Raw genomic sequence first — 18,390 nt, 5'->3', positions numbered from 1 at the left:
CGCCTCATCGGCCTCCAGAGGTGGTGGCGATGCCCGATGTCTCCAGATCGATGTCGATCCGCAGCGGGAAATGGTCCGACGCAACCTCGCCGATGTCGGCGCTGACCGAGCGCACGCGCCCGGCGAACATGCCGCCGACGAAGCAATGATCAAGCCGGCGCTTGGTCAGCTTGCCGTCGATGGTCTTCACATGGGTGTGGAAATCCGCGGCCGGCTCGCTGGCGACGGCAACGGCATCGACGAAGCCGTCCAGATAGGCGGCCCCGCGATGATAGGGAGTGCTGCCGACGATGCGGCGGTATTCGGCGCTGCCCGGTTCCATGTTGAAGTCGCCCACCCAGATCGCCGCCAGCGGGTTTTCCGGCTCGGCTTCGCCGCTGGTCCAGTTGCGCGCCGGCTCGTCATCCATGCCGCTCCACGGGCCGCCATCGGAAGGCGCCCGGCGGTGCTCGGCAAGCAGATAGTCGATCTGCTCCAGTCGCTCCTCGGCCGCGATGTGCGCGAGATGCAGCGACAGCACCCGCACCGGACCCGCCGGCGTGCGGATCATGCATTCGAGCGCCGCGTTGCGGGTGTTGAGCGGCCGCAGCGTGCGGCGCATCGGCAGCGCATGCAGCCGTGACCAGACAATCGGCAGCTTGGACAGCACCATGGTGCCGAACTGCCGGCGACGGTTGACGATCCGGCCGTCACGCCGTTCGCTGGCGTCCATGTCGAAGGCCGGTCCATAGACCCAGTGATAGTCCGGCAAGAGGCGGGAAAGCAGCTCCGGCTGGTCGTCGAAATTGCTGCGCTGCCAATGGCGCTCGACTTCCTGCAAGGCGATAATATCGGCACCGGCAACAATGCGCGCGGCACGCGAAAGATCGTAGCGACCGTCACCGCCGAATCCGTACTGGATGTTGTAGCTGACCAGCTTCATTGCTTATCCGGCTCAATTTCGATGTTGGCAGTAACGGTTCGACGATGGCCTTGCAATGGACCGCCACGATGGCGTGGCTGGGCCAGGAGAAGACACCACCTATGTGGTAAGAGGCTGGAAGCGCCCAGCGGGCGATGCCGCCAGTTCGGACCAGTCGATTTCCTCTTCCAGGCGATGGTAGGCTTCGTCGCCGATCGTGCCGTTGCGGCGCAGTTCCTCCAGCGCGTCACGCTGGCTGTTTATGGCATAAAGGCGCAGCCGGTCATACTCCGTCGCCGCCTGCGCGTTTTCCGGGTTTTCGGCGATCGTACGCTGCGCCGCATATTGCTCGCGCACGGCAGCGGCGGCATTCGATGTCTTGCCGCTCAACACGTTGAGCGCGGCCTGCATGACGGCGACACGCGCCCGCGCCACTTCGCGGTCGACTGTCGTGTCCGGATCAAGGCTGAGCGCCTTCAGCAATGGCTTGAGCGTCATACCTTGCAGCACCAGCGTGCCGAGAACGACCGCGAAGGCGGCAAGCACGATCGGATCGCGGCCAGGGAAATTGGCCGGCAGGGCAATGGCGGCCACCAGCGTCACCAGCCCGCGCATCCCGCACCAGCCGACGAGCAAGCCGCCGCGTACCGACGGCGCTTCTCGCCTTCGGTCTTCGCTGCCGTACCGGGCAAGCCATCTGATGATCACGCCGTAACCCAACACCCAGGCGAGGCGCGACACGATGACGACGGTCAGCACCGTTGCGGCGAAGACGAATGCTTCGCCCTGGCCGTCCCCGGCAAGCCGGCCGACGATCGACCGCGCCTGCAGGCCCATCAGCACAAAGGCCAGCACGTTGAGCACGAAGACCGCCGACTCCCACACCGAATAGGTGCTGACGCGTCTCCTCGCCGACATGTGGCGCGGCGCGCGGCGCGCAAGCGTCATGGCATAGACGACGATGGTGATGATGGCCGAAAGGCCCAGCCTGTCGGCCAGGATCCAGACGCCGAATGTCCCGGCGAACTGCACCACGGTGCTGCTTGCCGCATCCTCGATACGGGTAAGCGTCAACAGCGAAAAGCGGCCAAGCAGATAACCCGCGACCAGACTGCCTATGGTTGACAGCAGGATCGTCGGAATGGCGTTGCTCAGCATGATCGAGCCGAGCGTCGCCGAAACCGCCAACCTGTAGATCAACAGCGCTGTGGCATCGTTGAGCAGGCTCTCGCCCTGCAGGATGGCGGTGATGCGGTGCGGCACCTTGAATTGCCCGAGCACGGCACTTGCGGCCACCGCATCCGGCGGAGCAACGATGGCGCCGAGCGCTATTGCCGCCGCGATCGGCAGCCCGGCCATCTTCCAGCCGACGAAGGCGACGACCGCCGTGGTGAAGATGACGGCGCCGAGCGCCAGCAGCACGAGCGACAGCCGATAACGGTTGAGATCCCGCAACGATGTGTCGTAGGCCGCATCCAGCAGCACCGGCGCAATGAACAGCGCCAGCGCCAGTTCCGGGTCGATTTCGATCGTCGGCGCGCCGGGCACGAAGGCAATCCCAACCCCGGCCAAAGCCAGCAGGGACGGGTAAGGAATCTCCAGCCGTCGCGACAGTGCCGTCAGCGCGACGGCTATCAGCAGGAGGACGAGTGTGAGTTCGAAAAGAGCCATGGCTCGTTATATCCGGAACCAGAACTGTCGGCAGTAGCTGGCCAACAACATGCCGTTGATTGGTCGTCGCGTACAGGCCGACAGGCACAACCCCTGGAACTTGTGGGGTACTGCGCCCGGCCTGCCGCATGAGCCCACACCGCGCGGATGGAAGCGCTGCCTGACTTTCAGATAGTGGTGTAGCCGTTCATGGGGCCGGCTCGAAAACGCCCGATTTAGGCGAGCCAGGGTGTCGAGATTGAGGTCAGGCCGAGTCGGCGTCGAACACGGGCGCGAAGCGACCAAACAAGGTGGCTTCCGAGAACCGGAGCGGAGCGTACTTAAAATACGTGAGCGCCGGAAGCGCAGGAAACCGCCATTTGCAGGCCGACATCACCCGAATATCGGCACAGCCTAGTGCAGCACCAGCATATCGCTCGACGAAAACGAAATCTCGGCCTTCTCGCCGACCGCTGGTGGTGGCGTTGCCGGGCTGTTGAACGTGTCGAGTGACACCGTGTTGCCGCCTATGCCGACCCGAACCCGGATCACCGAACCGAGGAAATGCACCTCGGAGATTTCGCCCGAAAGGCTGGAGTCGCGGCCGGGCTGGCGACCGAGCGAAATGGCCTCGGGCCGCAGCGCCAGCGACAGCGTATCGCCCGACTTGGACCCGTTGAGCTTGCCCTTGAGCAGGACTTCCTCGCTGTTGACGCGGACCTTGCCCGACGCGGCGTCGGTGACGGTGCCTTCCAGCACGTTCAGCGTGCCAACGAAATTGGCGACGAACTTGGTCGCCGGGCGGTTGTAGATCTCGAACGGCGTACCGACCTGCTCGGCCTTGCCGCCATACATCACGGCGATGCGGTCCGAGATCGACAGCGCCTCTTCCTGGTCGTGCGTCACGAAAATGGTGGTGATGCCGAGCTTCTTCTGGATCGAGCGGATTTCCTCGCGCAGCGATACGCGCACCTTGGCGTCGAGCGCCGACAGCGGCTCGTCGAGCAGCAGCAATTTCGGCTTGGGCGCGATGGCGCGGGCCAGCGCGATGCGCTGCTGCTGACCACCCGAGAGCTGGTAGGGATAGCGGTCCGCCATCTGCGGCAGCTTGATGATGCCCAGCATTTCGGCGACACGGGCATCGATGTCCGCCTTGGACATGCCCGCCACCTTCAAGCCGAAGCCGATGTTCTGCGCCACGGTCAGGTTCGGGAACAGCGCATAGGCCTGGAACACCATGCCGACATTGCGCTGGTTGGGCTTCAGCCTTGTGATGTCCTTGCCGCCTACGACGATCTTGCCGGCGCTCGGCTCCTCGAAGCCGGCGACCATGCGCAGCACGGTGGTCTTGCCGCAGCCAGACGGCCCGAGGAAGGAGACAAATTCGCCTCGCTCGACGTCGAGATTGAAATCCTCCACGACCGTGGTGGCACCGAAGGACTTTCGAACATGCTGGATGGAGAGGAACGGGTCGGCCATGGAGTTGTTCTTTCGATCAGTTCGGGCGGTTCGCCGATTTCGGCGCGAAGCGGGACAGGATCTGGATCAACGACATGCACCCCCAGGTGATGGCGAAGGCGATGATGGCAAGGGCCGCCGGCTCGTAGGCGCGGTTGGCACCGATGTTCTGCAGGTATGGACCGAAGGCCGGCCGATTGAGCAGGCTCGCCATGGTGAATTCGCCGATGACGATCGCGAAGGTGAGGAAGGCGCCGGAGAGCACCGCGATCAGCACGTTGGGCAGGATAACGCGGGTGATGATCGTACCCCAACCGGCGCCCAGAATCTGCGCCGCTTCCGTCAGCGTGCGCACATCGATGGTCCGCAGACCCGTATCGACGGCTCGATACATATAAGGCAGCGCCAGTGTCGCATAACCGATGACCAGCAAGGCATTGGTGCCCGTGTCGGTCGCCAGGAACGGCAGCGGTGAATTCGAGCCATACATTCTGATATAGCCGAAGACGATGACGATGGCCGGAATGACCAGCGGCAGCAGCGTGATGAACTCGACGACCGGCCTGAGCTGTGGCAGGCGAAGCCGGATCCAGTAGGCAGCCGGCACCACGATAAGCACGCCGAGGATGATGGTGAAGACAGCGGCGAGAACCGAATAGCCGAACGTCGCCTGGAAACGTGCGTCGCCCAACACAACCTTGTAGGCGTCAAAGGAATAGACGCCGCGCCGCATGCGCATGGAGAACTCCACTGTCGCGATCAGCGGAATGAAGAAATAGGCCGCGCCCAGCGCGAAGACGACCCAGGCCCAGAACCTGCCAGCCTTCATTTGAGCCACCTCTCGGAACGGGTGCGGAACCAGATGTAGAAGACATTGGCAAGACCGGTGATGACGATCATGCCGAAGGCTATGGCATAGCCGAGATGGGCATTGTGCAGCACGTCTCCGCGGATCTGGGCATAGAGCAGGATCGGCACGATGTTGAGCGACGAGCCGGTCAACGCATAGGCGGTGGCGATGGCGCCGAAGGCATTGGCGAACAGCAGGATCACGGTGCCGAGGAAACTCGGCCAGATCACCGGAATGACCACCATGCGCCAGTATTGCGCCATGGTCGCGCCCAGCGTCGCGGCGGCCTCGCCCCATTCCTTCTTCAACCCGTCAATGGCCGGCACGATGATGACCACCATCAGCGGGATCTGGAAATAGACATAGGTCAGCGTCAGGCCCCAGAACGACAGGATGTTGAAGCCGTGCGCGTAGATGTTGAGGCCGAACAAGGTGTTCAGGAGCACCGTCGCAAGGCCGAGCCGGCCGAGCGTGGCAAGGAAGGCGAAAGCCAGCGGCACGCCGGCAAAATTGGAGGCGACGCCGGAAAACGTCAGTGTCGCCGAACGTATCCAGTCCGGCAGGCCGCCGCGCACGATGGCGATGGCAATCGCCAGCCCCGCAAAGGCGCCAATCATCGACGAGGCCAGACTGACCTTGATCGAAATCCAGTAGGCGGCGACGATCGACGGCTGTGCCAGCGCCGCAATATTCTCGAAGGTGAACTCGCCCGCATCATTCTGGAACGCGCCCAGCATTAGATAAAGCGTGGGCAGGATCAGGAACATGATGGCGAAGACGAAGAACGGCGCGACGCCAAGCCATTGCGTCGGCAGCCGCAAGGCGCGCGCCTCACCGGGGGTGCGGTCTTCCCCGCGATGGCCTGATTGGAAAGCGAGAGATCGGTCATGCGCCAGCTACCGTCATCGAGGGAGTCCGGGCGGCCATGCGGCCGCCCGGATCGATTTCAAGTGTTACTTGACGTTGGCGCCGACAACGGCGTCCCAGTTCTTGGTGATGGCTTCCTTGGCCTTGCCCTGCTCGTCGAGCGTCGGGAACACCGCGGCCGCGTAGGACTCGGCCGGAGGCAGCTTGGCCAGCACGTCCGCCGGGATCTTGTTGTTCTTGGCAAGATCGTTGAAGCGGATCGGGTGGCAGTAGCCCTTCAGCCAGGCGATCTGGCCTTCGTCGGAATAGAGGTATTCCAGCCAGAGCTTGGCTGCATTCGGGTGCGGCGCAAAGGCGCTGATCGCCTGTACATAGACGCCGGCGACGACACCGGTCTTCGGCACGACGACGTCGACGGGCGGGTTGCCCTTCAGCGTGTCGCGGCCGGCAAGCGCGTTGTAGTCCCAGGTGACCAGGATCGGGGTCTGACCCTGGGCGAGCGTGGCGGCCTTGCCGATGACCGGCACGAAGTTGCCGGCGGCATTGAGCTTCTTGAAGAAGTCGAGGCCGGCGGTGCCAGCGGCTTCGCCAGCGGCCGCACCCGACGACAGGCCGGCGGCGTAAACCGCCTGGATGGCCTGGTTCGAGGCGCGCGGATCACCGGCAAGGGCAACCGAGTTGGCGAATTCCGGCTTCAGCAGGTCGGCCCAGTCCTTCGGCGATTCCTTGACCAGGTCCTTGTTCACCTGGAAGGAAAGCACGCCGTAATAGTCGCCGGTCCAAAACCCTTCCGCATCCTTGGCGCTGTCGGGGATCGAGTCCCAGGTCGACACCTTGTAAGCCTGGATCAGGCCATCCTTCTTGGCGGACGGACCGAACGACAGGCCGACGTCGATGACGTCGGGAGCCTGCGGACCCTTGTTGTCCTTGTTGGCCTTGATCGCCTCGACCTCGTCGCCGGAACCGGCATCGGGGTTGAGTTCGTTGATGGTGATTTCCGGATACTTCGCCTTGAAGCCGGCGATGACATCGCCGTAGCCGCACCAGTCATGCGGCAGGGCGATGGTGGTGAGTTGGCCTTCTGCCTTCGCGGCCTTGACGAGATCGTCCATCGAAGCCGAGGACGAAATCACCGTCGACGCAAAAAGCGCCGCGGCCGAAAGGGAAAGCACCTTCCCCGTGAATTTGAACATGTGTTCTCTCCGTTGAACTGACGCCGTTGGACGCCTGCGATGCGGTATCGTTTTCATGTGACAGCCAGATGAAAGCTTTGTGAAACCGGCTGCTCGCAGTACGAAAAGTAAACTCTTTTTAACCTGATGTAGCAATCGCCTCGCGATTCTTTTTCCGGCTAACTAGTTTCTGCCTTGCCCTTCATCCTCCCCCTTGTTTTCGTAGCCCCTTTTCAGATCAATTTCCTGTGCGGAAAACGTCTCAGACCGTGCCGGCGATGGCGTTTTCGAGCAACGCCAGCGCGGCCTTCTTGGTCAGCTTGACCGGGTTGCCGCCGGCGGTCGGGTCGACCACCGCCATGTCGGCGATCAGCCCCTTGCGTTTCTTGTCCATGTCGAGACCCTTGATCAGGCCCGGCAGCGCATGCGGCACCTTCAATTCCTTGCGCAGCTTGATGATCGCCTTGGCGAAGCCGTCGAAGCCACCCTTGATGCCGCAATAGGCGGCGAGCCGCGCGATGCGCACCTCGATGGCATCGCGGTTGAAGGCCAGCACATAGGGCATGAACACGGCGTTGGTCATGCCGTGATGGGTGTCGTAGAGCGCGCCGACCGGATGCGACAGCGAGTGGATGGCGCCAAGCCCCTTCTGGAAGGCGGTGGCACCCATGGCGGCGGCGCTCATCATATGGGCGCGCGCGACGAGATCCTTGCCGTTGGCGTAGGCCTTCGGCAGGTTTTCGAAAACGAGCCGGACACCTTCGACGGCGATGCCGTCGGCCATCGGATGATAGCCCGGCGCGCAATACGCTTCGAGACAGTGGGCGAGCGCGTCCATGCCGGTGCCGGCTGTGATGAAGCCCGGCATGCCGACCGACAGTTCCGGATCGGCGATGACGATGGCCGGCAGCAGCTTGGGATGGAAGATGACCTTCTTGGTGTGCGTCGCCTCGTTGGTGATGACGCCGGCGCGGCCGACCTCCGATCCGGTGCCGGCCGTGGTCGGCACCGCAATGATCGGTGCGATCGCATCCGAATTGGCGCGTGTCCACCAGTCGTCGACATCCTCGAAGTCCCATACCGGCCGCGTCTGGCCGGCCTGGAAGGCGATCAGCTTGCCGAGATCGAGCGCCGAGCCGCCGCCGAAGGCGATGACGCCGTCATGCTTGCCCTTCTTGAACACCGCGATGCCGGCGGTGAGGTTGGATTCGACCGGGTTGGGCCTCACCTCGGAGAAGACGCCATAGGGAACCTTGGCATCGTCGAGGATCTTCAAGGTCGAAGCGACGACCGGTAATTTCGCCAGGCCCGGATCGGTGACGAAAAGCGGCCGCTTGATGCCGGTCGCCGCCAGAACCTCAGGCAGTTCCTTGATGCGCCCGGCGCCGAAGCGGACGGTGGTGGGGTAGTTCCATTTGGAGATCAGCTTGGACATTTTTGTCTTTCAATAAATCAGATGACTTCACGCAGGTGGAATGACTTCGGCCTTGTCAGATTGTCGTACCCAATGGCCGACAGTGCCGCGCCCTTCCCGGTGTCCTTGACGCCGGTCCAGACCAATGCCGGATCGAGGTAGTCGCAGCGGTTCATGAACACCGTGCCGGTCTCAACGCGGTTGCCGATCGCCACCGCATGCTCGGTGTCGCGCGTCCAGATCGAAGCCGTCAGCCCATAGGGACTGTCGTTCATCAGCGCGATCGCCTCCTCATCATTGCGCACCTTCATGATGCCGACGATCGGGCCAAAGCTCTCCTCGCGCATGACGCTCATCTGATGATTGACTTGCGTCAGCACTTCCGGCGCCAGATAGGGCGAGCCGGCCTTGTCGTTGCCCACCTTCATGTTGATGTGCGCCTTGGCGCCCTTGCGCAGCGCCTCGGCCTTCTGCTCGCGGATCAGGTCGGCGAAGCGCGCCTGCGCCATCGGCCCCATCGTCGTCGCCTGGTCGAGCGGGTTGCCGACCACGTAGTTCTTCGCCTCGGCGATGAAGCCTTCGACGAATTCGTCATAGACCTTCTCGTGCACATAGACGCGCTCGATGCCGCAACAGCACTGGCCGGAATTGTAGAAGGCGCCGTCGACCAGGTTGGCGACGGCATGATCCATCTTGGCGTCCGGCAGCACATAGGCCGGATCCTTGCCGCCAAGCTCGAGGCCGAGCGTCATGAAGGTGCCCGCCGCCGCCTTTTCGATGGCGCGGCCGCCGGCGACCGAACCGGTGAAATTGACATGGTCGATCTTGCCCGAGCCGAGCAGCTTTTCGGTCTGGGCGTGGTTGAGGACGACATTCTGGAACACGCCCTTGGGCAGGCCGGCCTTGTCGAAGGCTTGCTGGAAACGCTCGCCGACCAGCAGCGTCTGCGCCGCATGCTTGAGGATGACCGCGTTGCCGGCCATCAGCGCCGGCACGATGGTGTTGACGGCGGTGAGGTAAGGATAGTTCCACGGCGCGATCACCATGACCACGCCGAGCGGATCTTTCTTCACATAGCGGCGGAACCCTTCCTTCGGATTGGAGGCCGGCACGGACTTGAGCGCCGCCTCGGCGATCTCGACCATGTAGTTGGTGCGTTCCTTGACGCCGCCGAACTCGCCACCGTAACGCACCGGACGCCCCATCTGCCAGGCGATCTCCGGCACGATCTCGTCGGTCATCGCGACCAGCGCCTCCAGCATGGCGAGCATGTACTTGCCGCGTTCGACGATCGGCGTCTCAGTCCACTTCTCCTGCGCCGCCTTCGCGCGCTCGACCGCGGCATTGATCGCCTGGTCAGTCGCTATCGGCCGCTCGGCATAGATCGAGCCATCGACGGGGGATTTTATTTTGACCGTTTCGGTCATTTTGTAAGTCCTCGCACTTCTGCAACAATCAACAAATCGCATGGCTTGGCGCCGCCCCTCATCCGCCTGCCGGCACCTTCTCCCGTATGTGAGGGGAGAAGGGAAACGCTCCAGCGCTGGCGTCCCCCCCCGTTCTTCACGGGGAGAGGGTAAGGGTGAGGGGCGGCGTCAACGTTCGCAGGCTACCTTAATACCGCTCGAACCCCCTGTGCAGTTCCCAATCCGTGATGCGGCGGTCGTATTCGAACTGCTCCCACTTTGCCGTATGGACATAGTGTTCGAGCACGTCATCGCCGAGCGCCTGCTTCAGCATCTTCGACTTCGCCAGAGTCTCGGTGGCATCGCGCAGCGTCTTTGGTATCTCCGGCAGTCGTGACGCCTGATAGGCGTCGCCGACGAAAGGCTTCTGCAGCTCGAGCTTCTCGTCGATGCCGGCAAGACCTGCGGCGATCAGCGCGGCAAAGGCGAGATAGGGGTTGAGGTCGGCGCCGCCTATGCGGCATTCCATGCGGATGCCCTTGGTGCCTTCGCCGCACAGGCGGAAGCCGGCGGTGCGGTTGTCCTCGCTCCACATGATCTTGGTCGGCGCGAAAGTGCCGGCCTGGAAGCGCTTGTAGGAATTGATGTAAGGCGCCAGGAACCAGGTGAACTCCCTGGCGTACTTCAACTGCCCGGCCGCCCATTGCTGGCCGAGCGTCGACAGCGTCCAGTCGGCCTTTTTGTCGAAGAACAGCGGCGTCTTGCCGTCGGCGCTCCACAGCGAATTATGGATGTGGCTGGAATTCCCTGCGAACCCGTAATTGTACTTGGACATGAAGGAGATCGCCTTGCCCTCGGACTCGGCGATCTCCTTGGCGCCGTTCTTCAGGATGACGTGGCGATCGGCCATGTCGAGCGCCTCGGCATAGCGCACGTTGATCTCTTCCTGGCCCGGGCCCCACTCGCCCTTGGAGTTCTCGATCGGGATGCCGGCTGCTTCCATCTCGTTGCGAAGCCGGCGCATGACGCCTTCTTCCTTGGTGGTGATGCCGATCTGGTAGTCGCCGATATAGGGCGATGCGGTGTCGAGGCCCTGCCAGTGCTTCTTGCGGGCGGAATCGTAGGTTTCGTTGAACAGGTAGAATTCAAGCTCGGAAGCGAAATAGCCGATATAGCCGCGCTCCTTCAGCCGCTTGACCTGCTTCTTCAGGATGGCGCGCGGCGAATGCGGCAGGTCGTCATGGGTGTGGTGGTCGAGCACGTCGCAGATCACCAGCGCCGTCTTCTCCAGCCACGGAATGCGCCGCAATGTTGCCAGGTCCGGCTTCATGACGAAATCGCCGTAGCCCTTCGACCAGCTCGCCGCCTTGTAGCCAGGCACCGGCTCCATATCGATGTCGGCGGCCAGGAGATAGTTGCAGCCATGTGTCTCGTCATGCGCGGAATCGACGAAGTACTGCGCCAGGAAGCGTTTTCCCGCCAGCCGCCCCTGCATGTCGACGATGCAGGCCAGCACCGTGTCGATCTCGCCGCTGGAGACCGCCTTCTTCAACTGATCGAACGAGAAATTTCCGGCCATTCCTTTGGCACTCCAGCGCTTATCGTTTGAAAGGGGTAAACAGAGCCATGGCCGGCACGATGCCGGCCATGACGATGATGACTGAGTTCAGTGGCCAGTCTCGCCGACCGCCAGCTCGGCAGCCGCGATGGCAGCCTGGCGCTTGGCGATCTGGTCGCCGATCGGCGGGCCCTGGAAGCGGCGATTCTCGAAACCGAACCAAAGCACGGCGGTCAACACAATGAAGCCAATGGTGATGTAAAGCACCTTGTCGTTCGGCGGCTGGATGGCGATGTAGAAGATGATCACCATGCCGACGACCGACAGGACGCAAAACAGCTTGAACAGCCCGGCGCCGAGATTCCACGGGCCTGGAGTCGGCCATTTCGCCGTTCCAAAAGCCATCATGCCGAGTACGATCGGAATGACGAACGACAGGAACAGGAACACCAGCGTCGAATTGACGACGATGGTGTAGATGTTGGTGCCGCCGACTGAAATAAACTGAGCAAGAAAGACGTAGATGATCTCGAGGATCGCGGCGGTCCAGATGGCGTTGACCGGCGTGCGCCAGGTTGGGCTGACTTTGGCGAGCGAGGCCGAACCGACCGGCATGCCACCGTCACGAGAGAAAGCAAACAACATGCGCGAGGCCGAGGTCACCGTGGCGAGGCCGCAGAGGAACTGCGAGATCAGGATTGCCAGATAGAGCAGCTCTTTCAGCCAGACCGGCAGGATTGCATCCATCGTCGAGAAGAAGACGCTCCAGCCCTGCTTGGCGCCGGCCGCTAGGTCGGGGATCGCCAGAGTGATCGCGCAGACCATCGCCCAGCCGATCAGCGACGACCAGAGCACGGACGAAACGATCGCCCGCGGAACGGAATGCGCTGCCTTCAGCGTTTCTTCCGAAGTATGCGCCGACGCATCATATCCAGTGATGGTGTAGACCGGCAGCAGCAGACAGAGCAGGAACAGGTAGCTCATGGAATCCGACTGCGGGAAAACACCACCTCCGGCGTCGCCCGAGTAGTTGGTGAACGTCCACAGCCGTGTGACGTCGATTGCCGGAGCAAACACCAGGCAAGCAACGATCAACACAGCAGTTGCGCCAAGGATCAGGAAGCCGGATGCGTCGGTCAGCATGGCGGTCAGTCTGATGCCGAAGTGATTGCAGAGCGCCTGGATCACGGTGATGACGGCAACAAATCCAACGACCTCGCCCGGAGTGCCGGTAATGCCGAACCAGCTCCCGAACGTTCCAACGAAGAAGAATGCGGTACCGATGTTGATGGCACCCAGCACGGTGATCAGGCCGAGCAGATTGAGCCAGGCTGTCAGCCAGCCGGTGAAGCGATTTCCAAGGATGGATGACCAGTGGTAGAGCCCGCCAGCTGTCGGAAATGCCGAAGCGATCTGCGCCATGGCGAGGGCAAAGAACCCTGAAACAACGCAACCGACAATCCAGCCGATGCCGGCGCCGGCGCCACCGATCGAAGAGATGGCCTGGGCGAAGGAATTGATGCCGCCCGACAGGATACAGATGATAGAGAATGAGATCGCGAAATTCGAGAAGCGGCTCATGCTTCGCGACAGTTCCTGGGCATAGCCCATGCCGTGGAGAACCTTGAGGTCCTCCTTCTTGTCAACGTCTGTATAACCCGGTGCTGCCATTTTGATTTCCCCTGTTGGTTCTTAGCTGGCCGATTGAACTGACTTGCTGACTGCTGGTCGAGAGCCCTTGGCCTCCTCTGGCTCCAGATCCGAAAAAATGCCCGTGAGCAGATCCGCCCATTTCCGCTGCCCGGCTTCGCCGGCGATTTCGTCATTGCGGATTTCGATCATCGCGCACGGCAAGCCGCGCGAACGTGCGTGGCGTTCCAGCGTGAAATAGACGCGGTCGGCCGGCGAATAGGGTTCGTTGACGCCGACGGTGACGCCGGCAAGCCGCTTCAGCGCGGCAATCAGCGGTGACGCCAGCCGGCGATCATCGTCGTGGATGATGCCGATATGCCATGGCCGGTTGCGGCCCTTGTAGACCGGTGTGAAGGAATGCACGGAAACCAGGCGGGTCTCCTGCCCGCGCCCCAGCCTGTCTTCGACAATGCGTTCGATGGCGCCATGGAACGGCTGCCATGACAGGGCAACACGCGCCGCGCGCTGCTGTTCCGACAGGCCGGTATTGCCCGGTATCGCCGTGGTCTCGCTGACCGGCGGCACCAGGTCCGGCGCGTCAAGCGGCCGGTTGCAGTCAATGACGAGACGAGAAATGCGGGTTTCGACCAGCGTCGCGTCAAGCGCCTCGGCCATGCGCAGCGCAACCGGCAGTGCGCCCGGGTCCCAGGCGATGTGGCGCGACAGGTCTTCGGAGGCGAGGCCCAACGTTCCGAATTCGGCCGGCAGGAAATTCGAGGCGTGATCGCAGGTCAGCACGAAAGGGCTCGATCCGCCCGGGTTCGTCACCCTTACGGTATCAGACGATGCAAGGCTGGCGGGCCGTGCTTTCTCCATAGTCTGCCGTCCCCGGGGAGCGCTGTATCGTATGTTACGTATTTTGCCTCATTGCGTCCCTGTGGATGATTTCATACAGTTTGCCCGGCTTTGTCAAATGCGATTTCGGAAAAGACCGTGGACCAGGCCGAAGCATTTTGCAGCCAAGTGGAATCACTTGGCGTCGCAGAAATGCGGCCAGGACAATCAGACGGAACGGGATGGGTTCACCATCCCGTTCCAGGGATGGGGAAAAGATGATTTCCAGCATTGCCGAATTGATCGCCGACCGTATTGGCACGATGCCGGCCAGCGAACGGCGGGCAGCACAGACGCTAATCGCCAGCTATCCTATGATCGGCCTGAAAACGGTTGCCGAATTCTCGGCCGCGGCCGGCGTTTCCTCGCCGACGATCCTGCGCTTCGTTGCCCGGCTCGGCTTCCAGAACTATCCGGAATTCCAGTCGAGCCTGCAGGACGAACTGGCGGCGCAACTGCAATCGCCGGCGACAAGGACGCTCAACCCGCCCTCGCCCGGCGGCGGCACCGTGTCACCGATGCTGGAAGCGACGCTCGACAACATGCGCGAGACTTTCAGGCACCTGTCCGACAAGCAGCTTGCCGACATCGCGGCCCGGCTCGCTGACCGGCGCGGCAAGACCTTCCTGATCGGCGGCCGCTTCACCGATCCGCTGGCGCGTTACATGGCCGCCCACCTCGCCATCATTCAGCCTGATGTCTTTCACCTCGCGGGACAGGAAAGCATGTGGCGCGACCGGCTGATCGACATGGGCAAGCGCGACGTGCTGGTGATCTTCGACATCAGGCGCTACCAGGACAGCCTCGTCCGCTTCGCCGAGAAGGCGCATCAGCGCGGCGTGCAGATCGTGCTGTTCACCGACCAGTGGCTGTCGCCGATCGCCCGCTTTGCCCGCCATGTCATCGCAGGACGAACCGCGGTGCCTTCGGCATGGGATTCCTCCGCCGCCCTGTTCGTCGTCGCCGAAACGCTGATCGGCGCCGTCACAAGGCAACTGGAAGCAAAAGGCGCCAAGCGCATCCGCGAGATGGAAAGCCTGCGTTAGGCCGCCAACGTTACGTCGAGTCGACCTCCTCGGCCCGAGCCGCGTCACCATCCAGTTCAACGTCGATCACGGCGCCGCTATTTCAGCAAGCGGCCCTCGATCGACCAGCGCGCGGCCAGGAAATTCAGCACCGCCGCCATAATGACACCGCCGAGCTTTGCCGGCCAAACCCCGACGATACCGGCGAACAGCGCGATCGAAAGGCTGGAGACGCCGAGCGAAATCAGCGCCCCAAGCGAAACGAAGCGAAGGAAGGCATCGCGCGGCCGGATGGCCGGATCGCGCTCGAACGACCAGAGGCCGTTCGCCACGAAAGAGAAGGTGACGGCGATGAACCAGGCGGCGATGTTGGCGGGCAGCGGCGGGACATGCAGCTTGAGCAGCACGAAGAAGCCGGCCAGGTCGATGGCCGTGTTCGCCAGTCCGACGATGGCAAAGCGAACGATCTTGCTGCCGGTCGAACGCCCGGGCCGGTCGGCATCGCTCATTCCTTGCCGCCCATGATCTCGACGCCGGCACGGGACAGGCTTGCACCGAAATCGTCCGATGCCAGGAACGCGAACTCGACCTCGCGCACGCCTTGCATCGGGTCACGCGCGCGCAGCGTCGCGTCGACATGGCCGGGATGACACATGAACAGCCCTCGCTCCGGCAACGCCTCCACGGCGGCTAGCAGCACTGGAGCAAACCTTTCGGGCTGCCGCCAGTCATAGATACCGGCGAGCGGCTCGAAAATGGTGAAGCCGGCGCGCTGCATCGACCGGTTGAAGCCGGCGGCGAGCGCCGCGATCGCGGCAACTTTCGGCGCCGCGACTCCACCGGCCAGTGCCGGGGCGCCGCGCAGCGCCGGCCTGCCGGCGCCTTCGGCAAGGCGCGCGCGCAGCCATCTGCGGACGACGGGAAGGAAATGCACGTGCTGGTGCCCGTCGACGAACGCGGGCCGGCGGCCCAGCGCCTCGACGAAGCGGCCGTACTGGGCGTCGAGCTCGGCATGGATGTCGCGGTCGTCGACACGGCCGCTCAGGATCGGCAATGCCAGCGAGCGGAGCGGCGGCAACCGGCCTTCCGGCGCCAGGCTCGACGGGCCGGTGATGGCTGGCTGGTCGGTCAAGGTAAGATGCAGCCCGATCGCGGCACGGTCGCATAGTGGCTTTATGCGCGCCGCCTCCCCTTCCCATTCTGGAAAGCCGGTCATGCAACTGGTACCCGTCAAGCGGCCGCGATCGAGCAGTTCGAGGATCGCTGCGGAAACCCCGGGCGCCAGGCCGTAGTCGTCGGCGATCAGGCGGATGCGCCGCGTCATGCGCCGGACGCGCCTGGAGGCCTGTCCGAAACGTCGCCGCGCACGACGTCGCGCACGATGTAGACGGGCCGATCCTTGCTCTCGCTCAGCGTCACCCAGACATATTCGCCGATCAGGCCGAGCAGCGTGAGGTTGAGGCCGCCGAGCAGGACGACGGCGACCATAAGGCTGGGATAGCCGGGGACGGCGATGCCGTAGAACATCACCTCGAAGAACACCTTGGCTCCGTAAACGAGGCCCGCCAACGCCGCCAGCATTCCGCTCAGGCTGATGATGCGCAACGGGATGACGGAGAAGGACGTGAACCCTTCCAGCGAGAAGGCGATCAGGTTGAGCCGGCTCCATTTCGACGTGCCAACGGCGCGGTTCTCCGGCGAATAGGGCATGGCTTTCTGGCGGAAGCCGGCCCAGGCGAACAGGCCCTTGTTGAAGCGCCGCTTGTCCCGCAGGCTCGTCAGCGCGCGCACCACGGCACCACGCATGACGCGAAAATCTCCCGCGTTCTCGGGAATGTCGAAACGCTGGCTGCTGTTGATCAGGCTGTAGAAAAGCCGGGCCAGCTGGCTGCGCCGCCAACTCGCCTCACGCCGGTCGTTCTGCGCGAAGACGACGTCGATGTCCGGATTTTCCACCAGTTCGGCGATCAGTTTCAGGCTGATGTCCATCGAATGCTGGAGGTCGGCGTCCATGATCAGCACCATGTCGCCGCGCGACTGGTCGAGGCCGGCAAGCACGGCGACTTCCTTGCCGAAATTGCGACTGAGGCGGACGATCTCCCAGGATCCCGACAGCACATGCGAGAACCGTTCGGCGCCATCGTCGCGGCTGCCATCATCGACGAGGATCTTGTGGACAGTCATGCCGAAGCGCTGTGATACCGCCGCCTCGAGCTTGTCGAGCAGCCCGGCGAAGGCCGATGCCGATTGCGCCTCGTTGAAGAACGGTGCGACGATATCGAGAGTGGGTCGCAACTCAGCCATGTGCAACGGGCCCTTCATTCGCCACCTTGTCCCGTGCCCTGGCCCAGAACCACCACATCAGCGAACAGGCGATGAAGGTGACCGTGATCGGCCGGAACCAGGGATAGAAGAAATCGTGCACGTGTCGCTCGACGCCGGTCAGTCCGGTCAGGAACAGCGCTATGGACAGCACCGAGGCCAGGACGCCGCCTTGTTCTTCGCGCCACAACAGGGCGATGGCGAGACCGGCGGGTACGGCGATCATGGCATAGGTGTTGGGCTCGACGCGCGGGTTGAAGACACACATGTAGAAAGTGGCTGTCAGGAAGATCGCCAGCCCCGCCGTTCCCTGTTCGAGCTTGCGGTCGAACCAGATGACCGCCGAAAGTGTCAGCAGGGCCATGACCATGCGCACGATCGTGGCATCGAATTCAGGAATGGGCAGTCCTATCGCCGTGAAGGGCGCGGTGAAATCGGTGGGAACAAAGTGGCTGGTGTTGTCGACGGCCATTGAGGTCAGCATGTGGGCGAAATCACGATATTGGTCGTTTAGGTAGCCGGCGGGAGCGAAGGCGTAAGGCAGGGCGAGCACGAACAGCACCCCCAGCAGCAGCACCGGTATCAACCGGGGTCGCAGCGCTCCAGCCAGCAGCAGCATGATGATCGCGGTCGGCTTGGCGATGATGGCAAGCGAGGCCCAGAAAAACGTCTCGGCGCGCCGCCCTTCAAGTGCCGACAAGGTGAGAAGCCAGCAAGCACCGGTCAAAAGGATCGTCGCCTGGCCGTTGCGGATCGCACCGAGCGCCATCGGCAGGGCGAGGAAAAGACCGAACGAAAGCAGCCAGGTCAATTCCCCGCCGCCGAGCTTGCGCACCTGCCGCACCGCGGCGAAGGTCAGCACTGCAAAGCCGAGAACATGCCACAGCAGCCCGCCTATTTGCGGTCCCAGCTTGAACAGTGGAGCATAGAGCGCGGCAAAGGCCGGCGCGTAGAGATACCCCATCTCGGACTGAATATTGTACAGCGGCCGGCCGGCCAGAAATTCCTCGCTGCCGTATCTGTAGGCCTGCAACACAGTGCGCGTGTCGGGCGACCACAGCACCAGGACAAGAACGATCAGGAACGCTCCGATCCACATGCTAAGTCCCAAACGGTCGAAAACCGGCTTGGAAATCGTCATCAAGTCACCCCACACGACCCCGCAACAGGCCCTTGCCTGCGCCGTCCGGCATTTCGATGGCGGCGGCATATCACGGACAAAGCAGGGTGGCATAGGGACT

16 protein-coding genes are annotated in these 18,390 nt (G+C 62.9%); 1 reads left to right on the top strand and 15 read right to left on the bottom strand.

Annotated features, from left to right (window positions below; translation table 11 throughout):
• Window positions 1-4 precede the first annotated feature (4 nt).
• The 11 genes from AC56QP_RS24390 to AC56QP_RS24340 form a co-directional block, all read right to left on the bottom strand.
• Window positions 5-922, bottom strand: coding sequence for an endonuclease/exonuclease/phosphatase family protein (locus AC56QP_RS24390; RefSeq protein ID WP_489863144.1), 918 nt, complete (start codon window positions 920-922; stop codon window positions 5-7).
• Between the two features lie 99 nt (window positions 923-1,021).
• Window positions 1,022-2,572: a cation:proton antiporter gene (locus tag AC56QP_RS24385; protein WP_489863145.1), complete on the bottom strand. Its 1,551-nt coding sequence runs from the start codon at window positions 2,570-2,572 to the stop codon at window positions 1,022-1,024.
• A 393-nt stretch (window positions 2,573-2,965) separates the two neighbouring features.
• Window positions 2,966-4,030, bottom strand: coding sequence for an ABC transporter ATP-binding protein (locus AC56QP_RS24380; protein WP_256751440.1), 1,065 nt, complete (start codon window positions 4,028-4,030; stop codon window positions 2,966-2,968).
• Between the two features lie 16 nt (window positions 4,031-4,046).
• On the bottom strand, window positions 4,047-4,838 hold the full coding sequence (locus AC56QP_RS24375; RefSeq protein WP_091577904.1) for an ABC transporter permease: 792 nt from the start codon (window positions 4,836-4,838) through the stop codon (window positions 4,047-4,049).
• The gene (locus tag AC56QP_RS24370; RefSeq protein WP_497101032.1) at window positions 4,835-5,626 is read right to left on the bottom strand and encodes an ABC transporter permease; all 792 of its coding nucleotides are present in this window, start codon (window positions 5,624-5,626) and stop codon (window positions 4,835-4,837) included. Before AC56QP_RS24370 ends, AC56QP_RS24375 begins: the two co-directional genes overlap by 4 nt.
• A 186-nt stretch (window positions 5,627-5,812) precedes the next feature.
• Entirely contained in the window at window positions 5,813-6,919 is a 1,107-nt protein-coding gene (locus AC56QP_RS24365; RefSeq protein WP_489863147.1) for an ABC transporter substrate-binding protein, read from the bottom strand.
• A 241-nt stretch (window positions 6,920-7,160) separates the two neighbouring features.
• Window positions 7,161-8,333, bottom strand: a complete 1,173-nt coding sequence (locus AC56QP_RS24360; RefSeq protein ID WP_489863148.1) for an iron-containing alcohol dehydrogenase — start codon at window positions 8,331-8,333, stop codon at window positions 7,161-7,163.
• A 17-nt stretch (window positions 8,334-8,350) separates the two neighbouring features.
• Entirely contained in the window at window positions 8,351-9,739 is a 1,389-nt protein-coding gene (locus tag AC56QP_RS24355; protein WP_489863149.1) for an aldehyde dehydrogenase family protein, read from the bottom strand.
• A 187-nt stretch (window positions 9,740-9,926) separates the two neighbouring features.
• Window positions 9,927-11,297 carry a glutamine synthetase family protein gene (locus AC56QP_RS24350; RefSeq protein WP_489863150.1) on the bottom strand — a complete coding sequence of 457 codons (1,371 nt, stop codon included), beginning with the start codon at window positions 11,295-11,297 and terminating at the stop codon, window positions 9,927-9,929.
• A gap of 87 nt (window positions 11,298-11,384) precedes the next feature.
• The gene (locus AC56QP_RS24345) at window positions 11,385-12,947 is read right to left on the bottom strand and encodes an amino acid permease (RefSeq protein WP_489863151.1); all 1,563 of its coding nucleotides are present in this window, start codon (window positions 12,945-12,947) and stop codon (window positions 11,385-11,387) included.
• 21 nt (window positions 12,948-12,968) lie between these two features.
• On the bottom strand, window positions 12,969-13,784 hold the full coding sequence (locus AC56QP_RS24340) for an N-formylglutamate amidohydrolase (RefSeq protein WP_489863152.1): 816 nt from the start codon (window positions 13,782-13,784) through the stop codon (window positions 12,969-12,971).
• A 236-nt stretch (window positions 13,785-14,020) separates the two neighbouring features.
• Here AC56QP_RS24340 and AC56QP_RS24335 point away from each other — a divergent pair, with 236 nt between their 5' ends.
• Complete coding sequence (locus AC56QP_RS24335) at window positions 14,021-14,848, top strand: MurR/RpiR family transcriptional regulator (RefSeq protein WP_091578076.1); 828 nt, start codon at window positions 14,021-14,023, stop codon at window positions 14,846-14,848.
• Between the two features lie 77 nt (window positions 14,849-14,925).
• Here AC56QP_RS24335 and AC56QP_RS24330 read toward each other — a convergent pair whose 3' ends face one another.
• From AC56QP_RS24330 to AC56QP_RS24315, 4 genes are read right to left on the bottom strand one after another with little or no spacing between them, the layout of a single operon-like run.
• A complete protein-coding gene (locus AC56QP_RS24330; protein WP_489863153.1) occupies window positions 14,926-15,336 on the bottom strand; it encodes a GtrA family protein in 411 nt (136 codons plus the stop codon).
• Complete coding sequence (locus AC56QP_RS24325) at window positions 15,333-16,151, bottom strand: ChbG/HpnK family deacetylase (RefSeq protein WP_489863154.1); 819 nt, start codon at window positions 16,149-16,151, stop codon at window positions 15,333-15,335. The genes AC56QP_RS24330 and AC56QP_RS24325 overlap by 4 nt, the downstream gene beginning before the upstream one ends.
• Window positions 16,148-17,131: a glycosyltransferase family 2 protein gene (locus tag AC56QP_RS24320; protein ID WP_489863155.1), complete on the bottom strand. Its 984-nt coding sequence runs from the start codon at window positions 17,129-17,131 to the stop codon at window positions 16,148-16,150. Before AC56QP_RS24320 ends, AC56QP_RS24325 begins: the two co-directional genes overlap by 4 nt.
• Window positions 17,124-18,290 carry a glycosyltransferase family 87 protein gene (locus AC56QP_RS24315; protein WP_489863156.1) on the bottom strand — a complete coding sequence of 389 codons (1,167 nt, stop codon included), beginning with the start codon at window positions 18,288-18,290 and terminating at the stop codon, window positions 17,124-17,126. Before AC56QP_RS24315 ends, AC56QP_RS24320 begins: the two co-directional genes overlap by 8 nt.
• Window positions 18,291-18,390: the final 100 nt, after the last annotated feature.

This window comes from Mesorhizobium sp. RCAM 05104 (genome assembly GCF_059683645.1).
The sequence above is the reverse complement of the archived record's forward strand: the minus strand, read 5'-3'. Positions and strand labels throughout refer to the sequence as shown.

What these genes read in the sequence shown, in the direction of transcription:
- AC56QP_RS24390 (WP_489863144.1), bottom strand. Translation starts at nt 922, where the DNA reads ATGAAGCTGGTCAGCTACAACATCCAGTACGGATTCGGCGGTGACGGT.
- AC56QP_RS24385 (WP_489863145.1), bottom strand. Translation starts at nt 2,572, where the DNA reads ATGGCTCTTTTCGAACTCACACTCGTCCTCCTGCTGATAGCCGTCGCG.
- AC56QP_RS24380 (WP_256751440.1), bottom strand. Translation starts at nt 4,030, where the DNA reads ATGGCCGACCCGTTCCTCTCCATCCAGCATGTTCGAAAGTCCTTCGGT.
- AC56QP_RS24375 (WP_091577904.1), bottom strand. Translation starts at nt 4,838, where the DNA reads ATGAAGGCTGGCAGGTTCTGGGCCTGGGTCGTCTTCGCGCTGGGCGCG.
- AC56QP_RS24370 (WP_497101032.1), bottom strand. Translation starts at nt 5,626, where the DNA reads ATGTTCCTGATCCTGCCCACGCTTTATCTAATGCTGGGCGCGTTCCAG.
- AC56QP_RS24365 (WP_489863147.1), bottom strand. Translation starts at nt 6,919, where the DNA reads ATGTTCAAATTCACGGGGAAGGTGCTTTCCCTTTCGGCCGCGGCGCTT.
- AC56QP_RS24360 (WP_489863148.1), bottom strand. Translation starts at nt 8,333, where the DNA reads ATGTCCAAGCTGATCTCCAAATGGAACTACCCCACCACCGTCCGCTTC.
- AC56QP_RS24355 (WP_489863149.1), bottom strand. Translation starts at nt 9,739, where the DNA reads ATGACCGAAACGGTCAAAATAAAATCCCCCGTCGATGGCTCGATCTAT.
- AC56QP_RS24350 (WP_489863150.1), bottom strand. Translation starts at nt 11,297, where the DNA reads ATGGCCGGAAATTTCTCGTTCGATCAGTTGAAGAAGGCGGTCTCCAGC.
- AC56QP_RS24345 (WP_489863151.1), bottom strand. Translation starts at nt 12,947, where the DNA reads ATGGCAGCACCGGGTTATACAGACGTTGACAAGAAGGAGGACCTCAAG.
- AC56QP_RS24340 (WP_489863152.1), bottom strand. Translation starts at nt 13,784, where the DNA reads ATGGAGAAAGCACGGCCCGCCAGCCTTGCATCGTCTGATACCGTAAGG.
- AC56QP_RS24335 (WP_091578076.1), top strand. Translation starts at nt 14,021, where the DNA reads ATGATTTCCAGCATTGCCGAATTGATCGCCGACCGTATTGGCACGATG.
- AC56QP_RS24330 (WP_489863153.1), bottom strand. Translation starts at nt 15,336, where the DNA reads ATGAGCGATGCCGACCGGCCCGGGCGTTCGACCGGCAGCAAGATCGTT.
- AC56QP_RS24325 (WP_489863154.1), bottom strand. Translation starts at nt 16,151, where the DNA reads ATGACGCGGCGCATCCGCCTGATCGCCGACGACTACGGCCTGGCGCCC.
- AC56QP_RS24320 (WP_489863155.1), bottom strand. Translation starts at nt 17,131, where the DNA reads ATGGCTGAGTTGCGACCCACTCTCGATATCGTCGCACCGTTCTTCAAC.
- AC56QP_RS24315 (WP_489863156.1), bottom strand. Translation starts at nt 18,290, where the DNA reads ATGACGATTTCCAAGCCGGTTTTCGACCGTTTGGGACTTAGCATGTGG.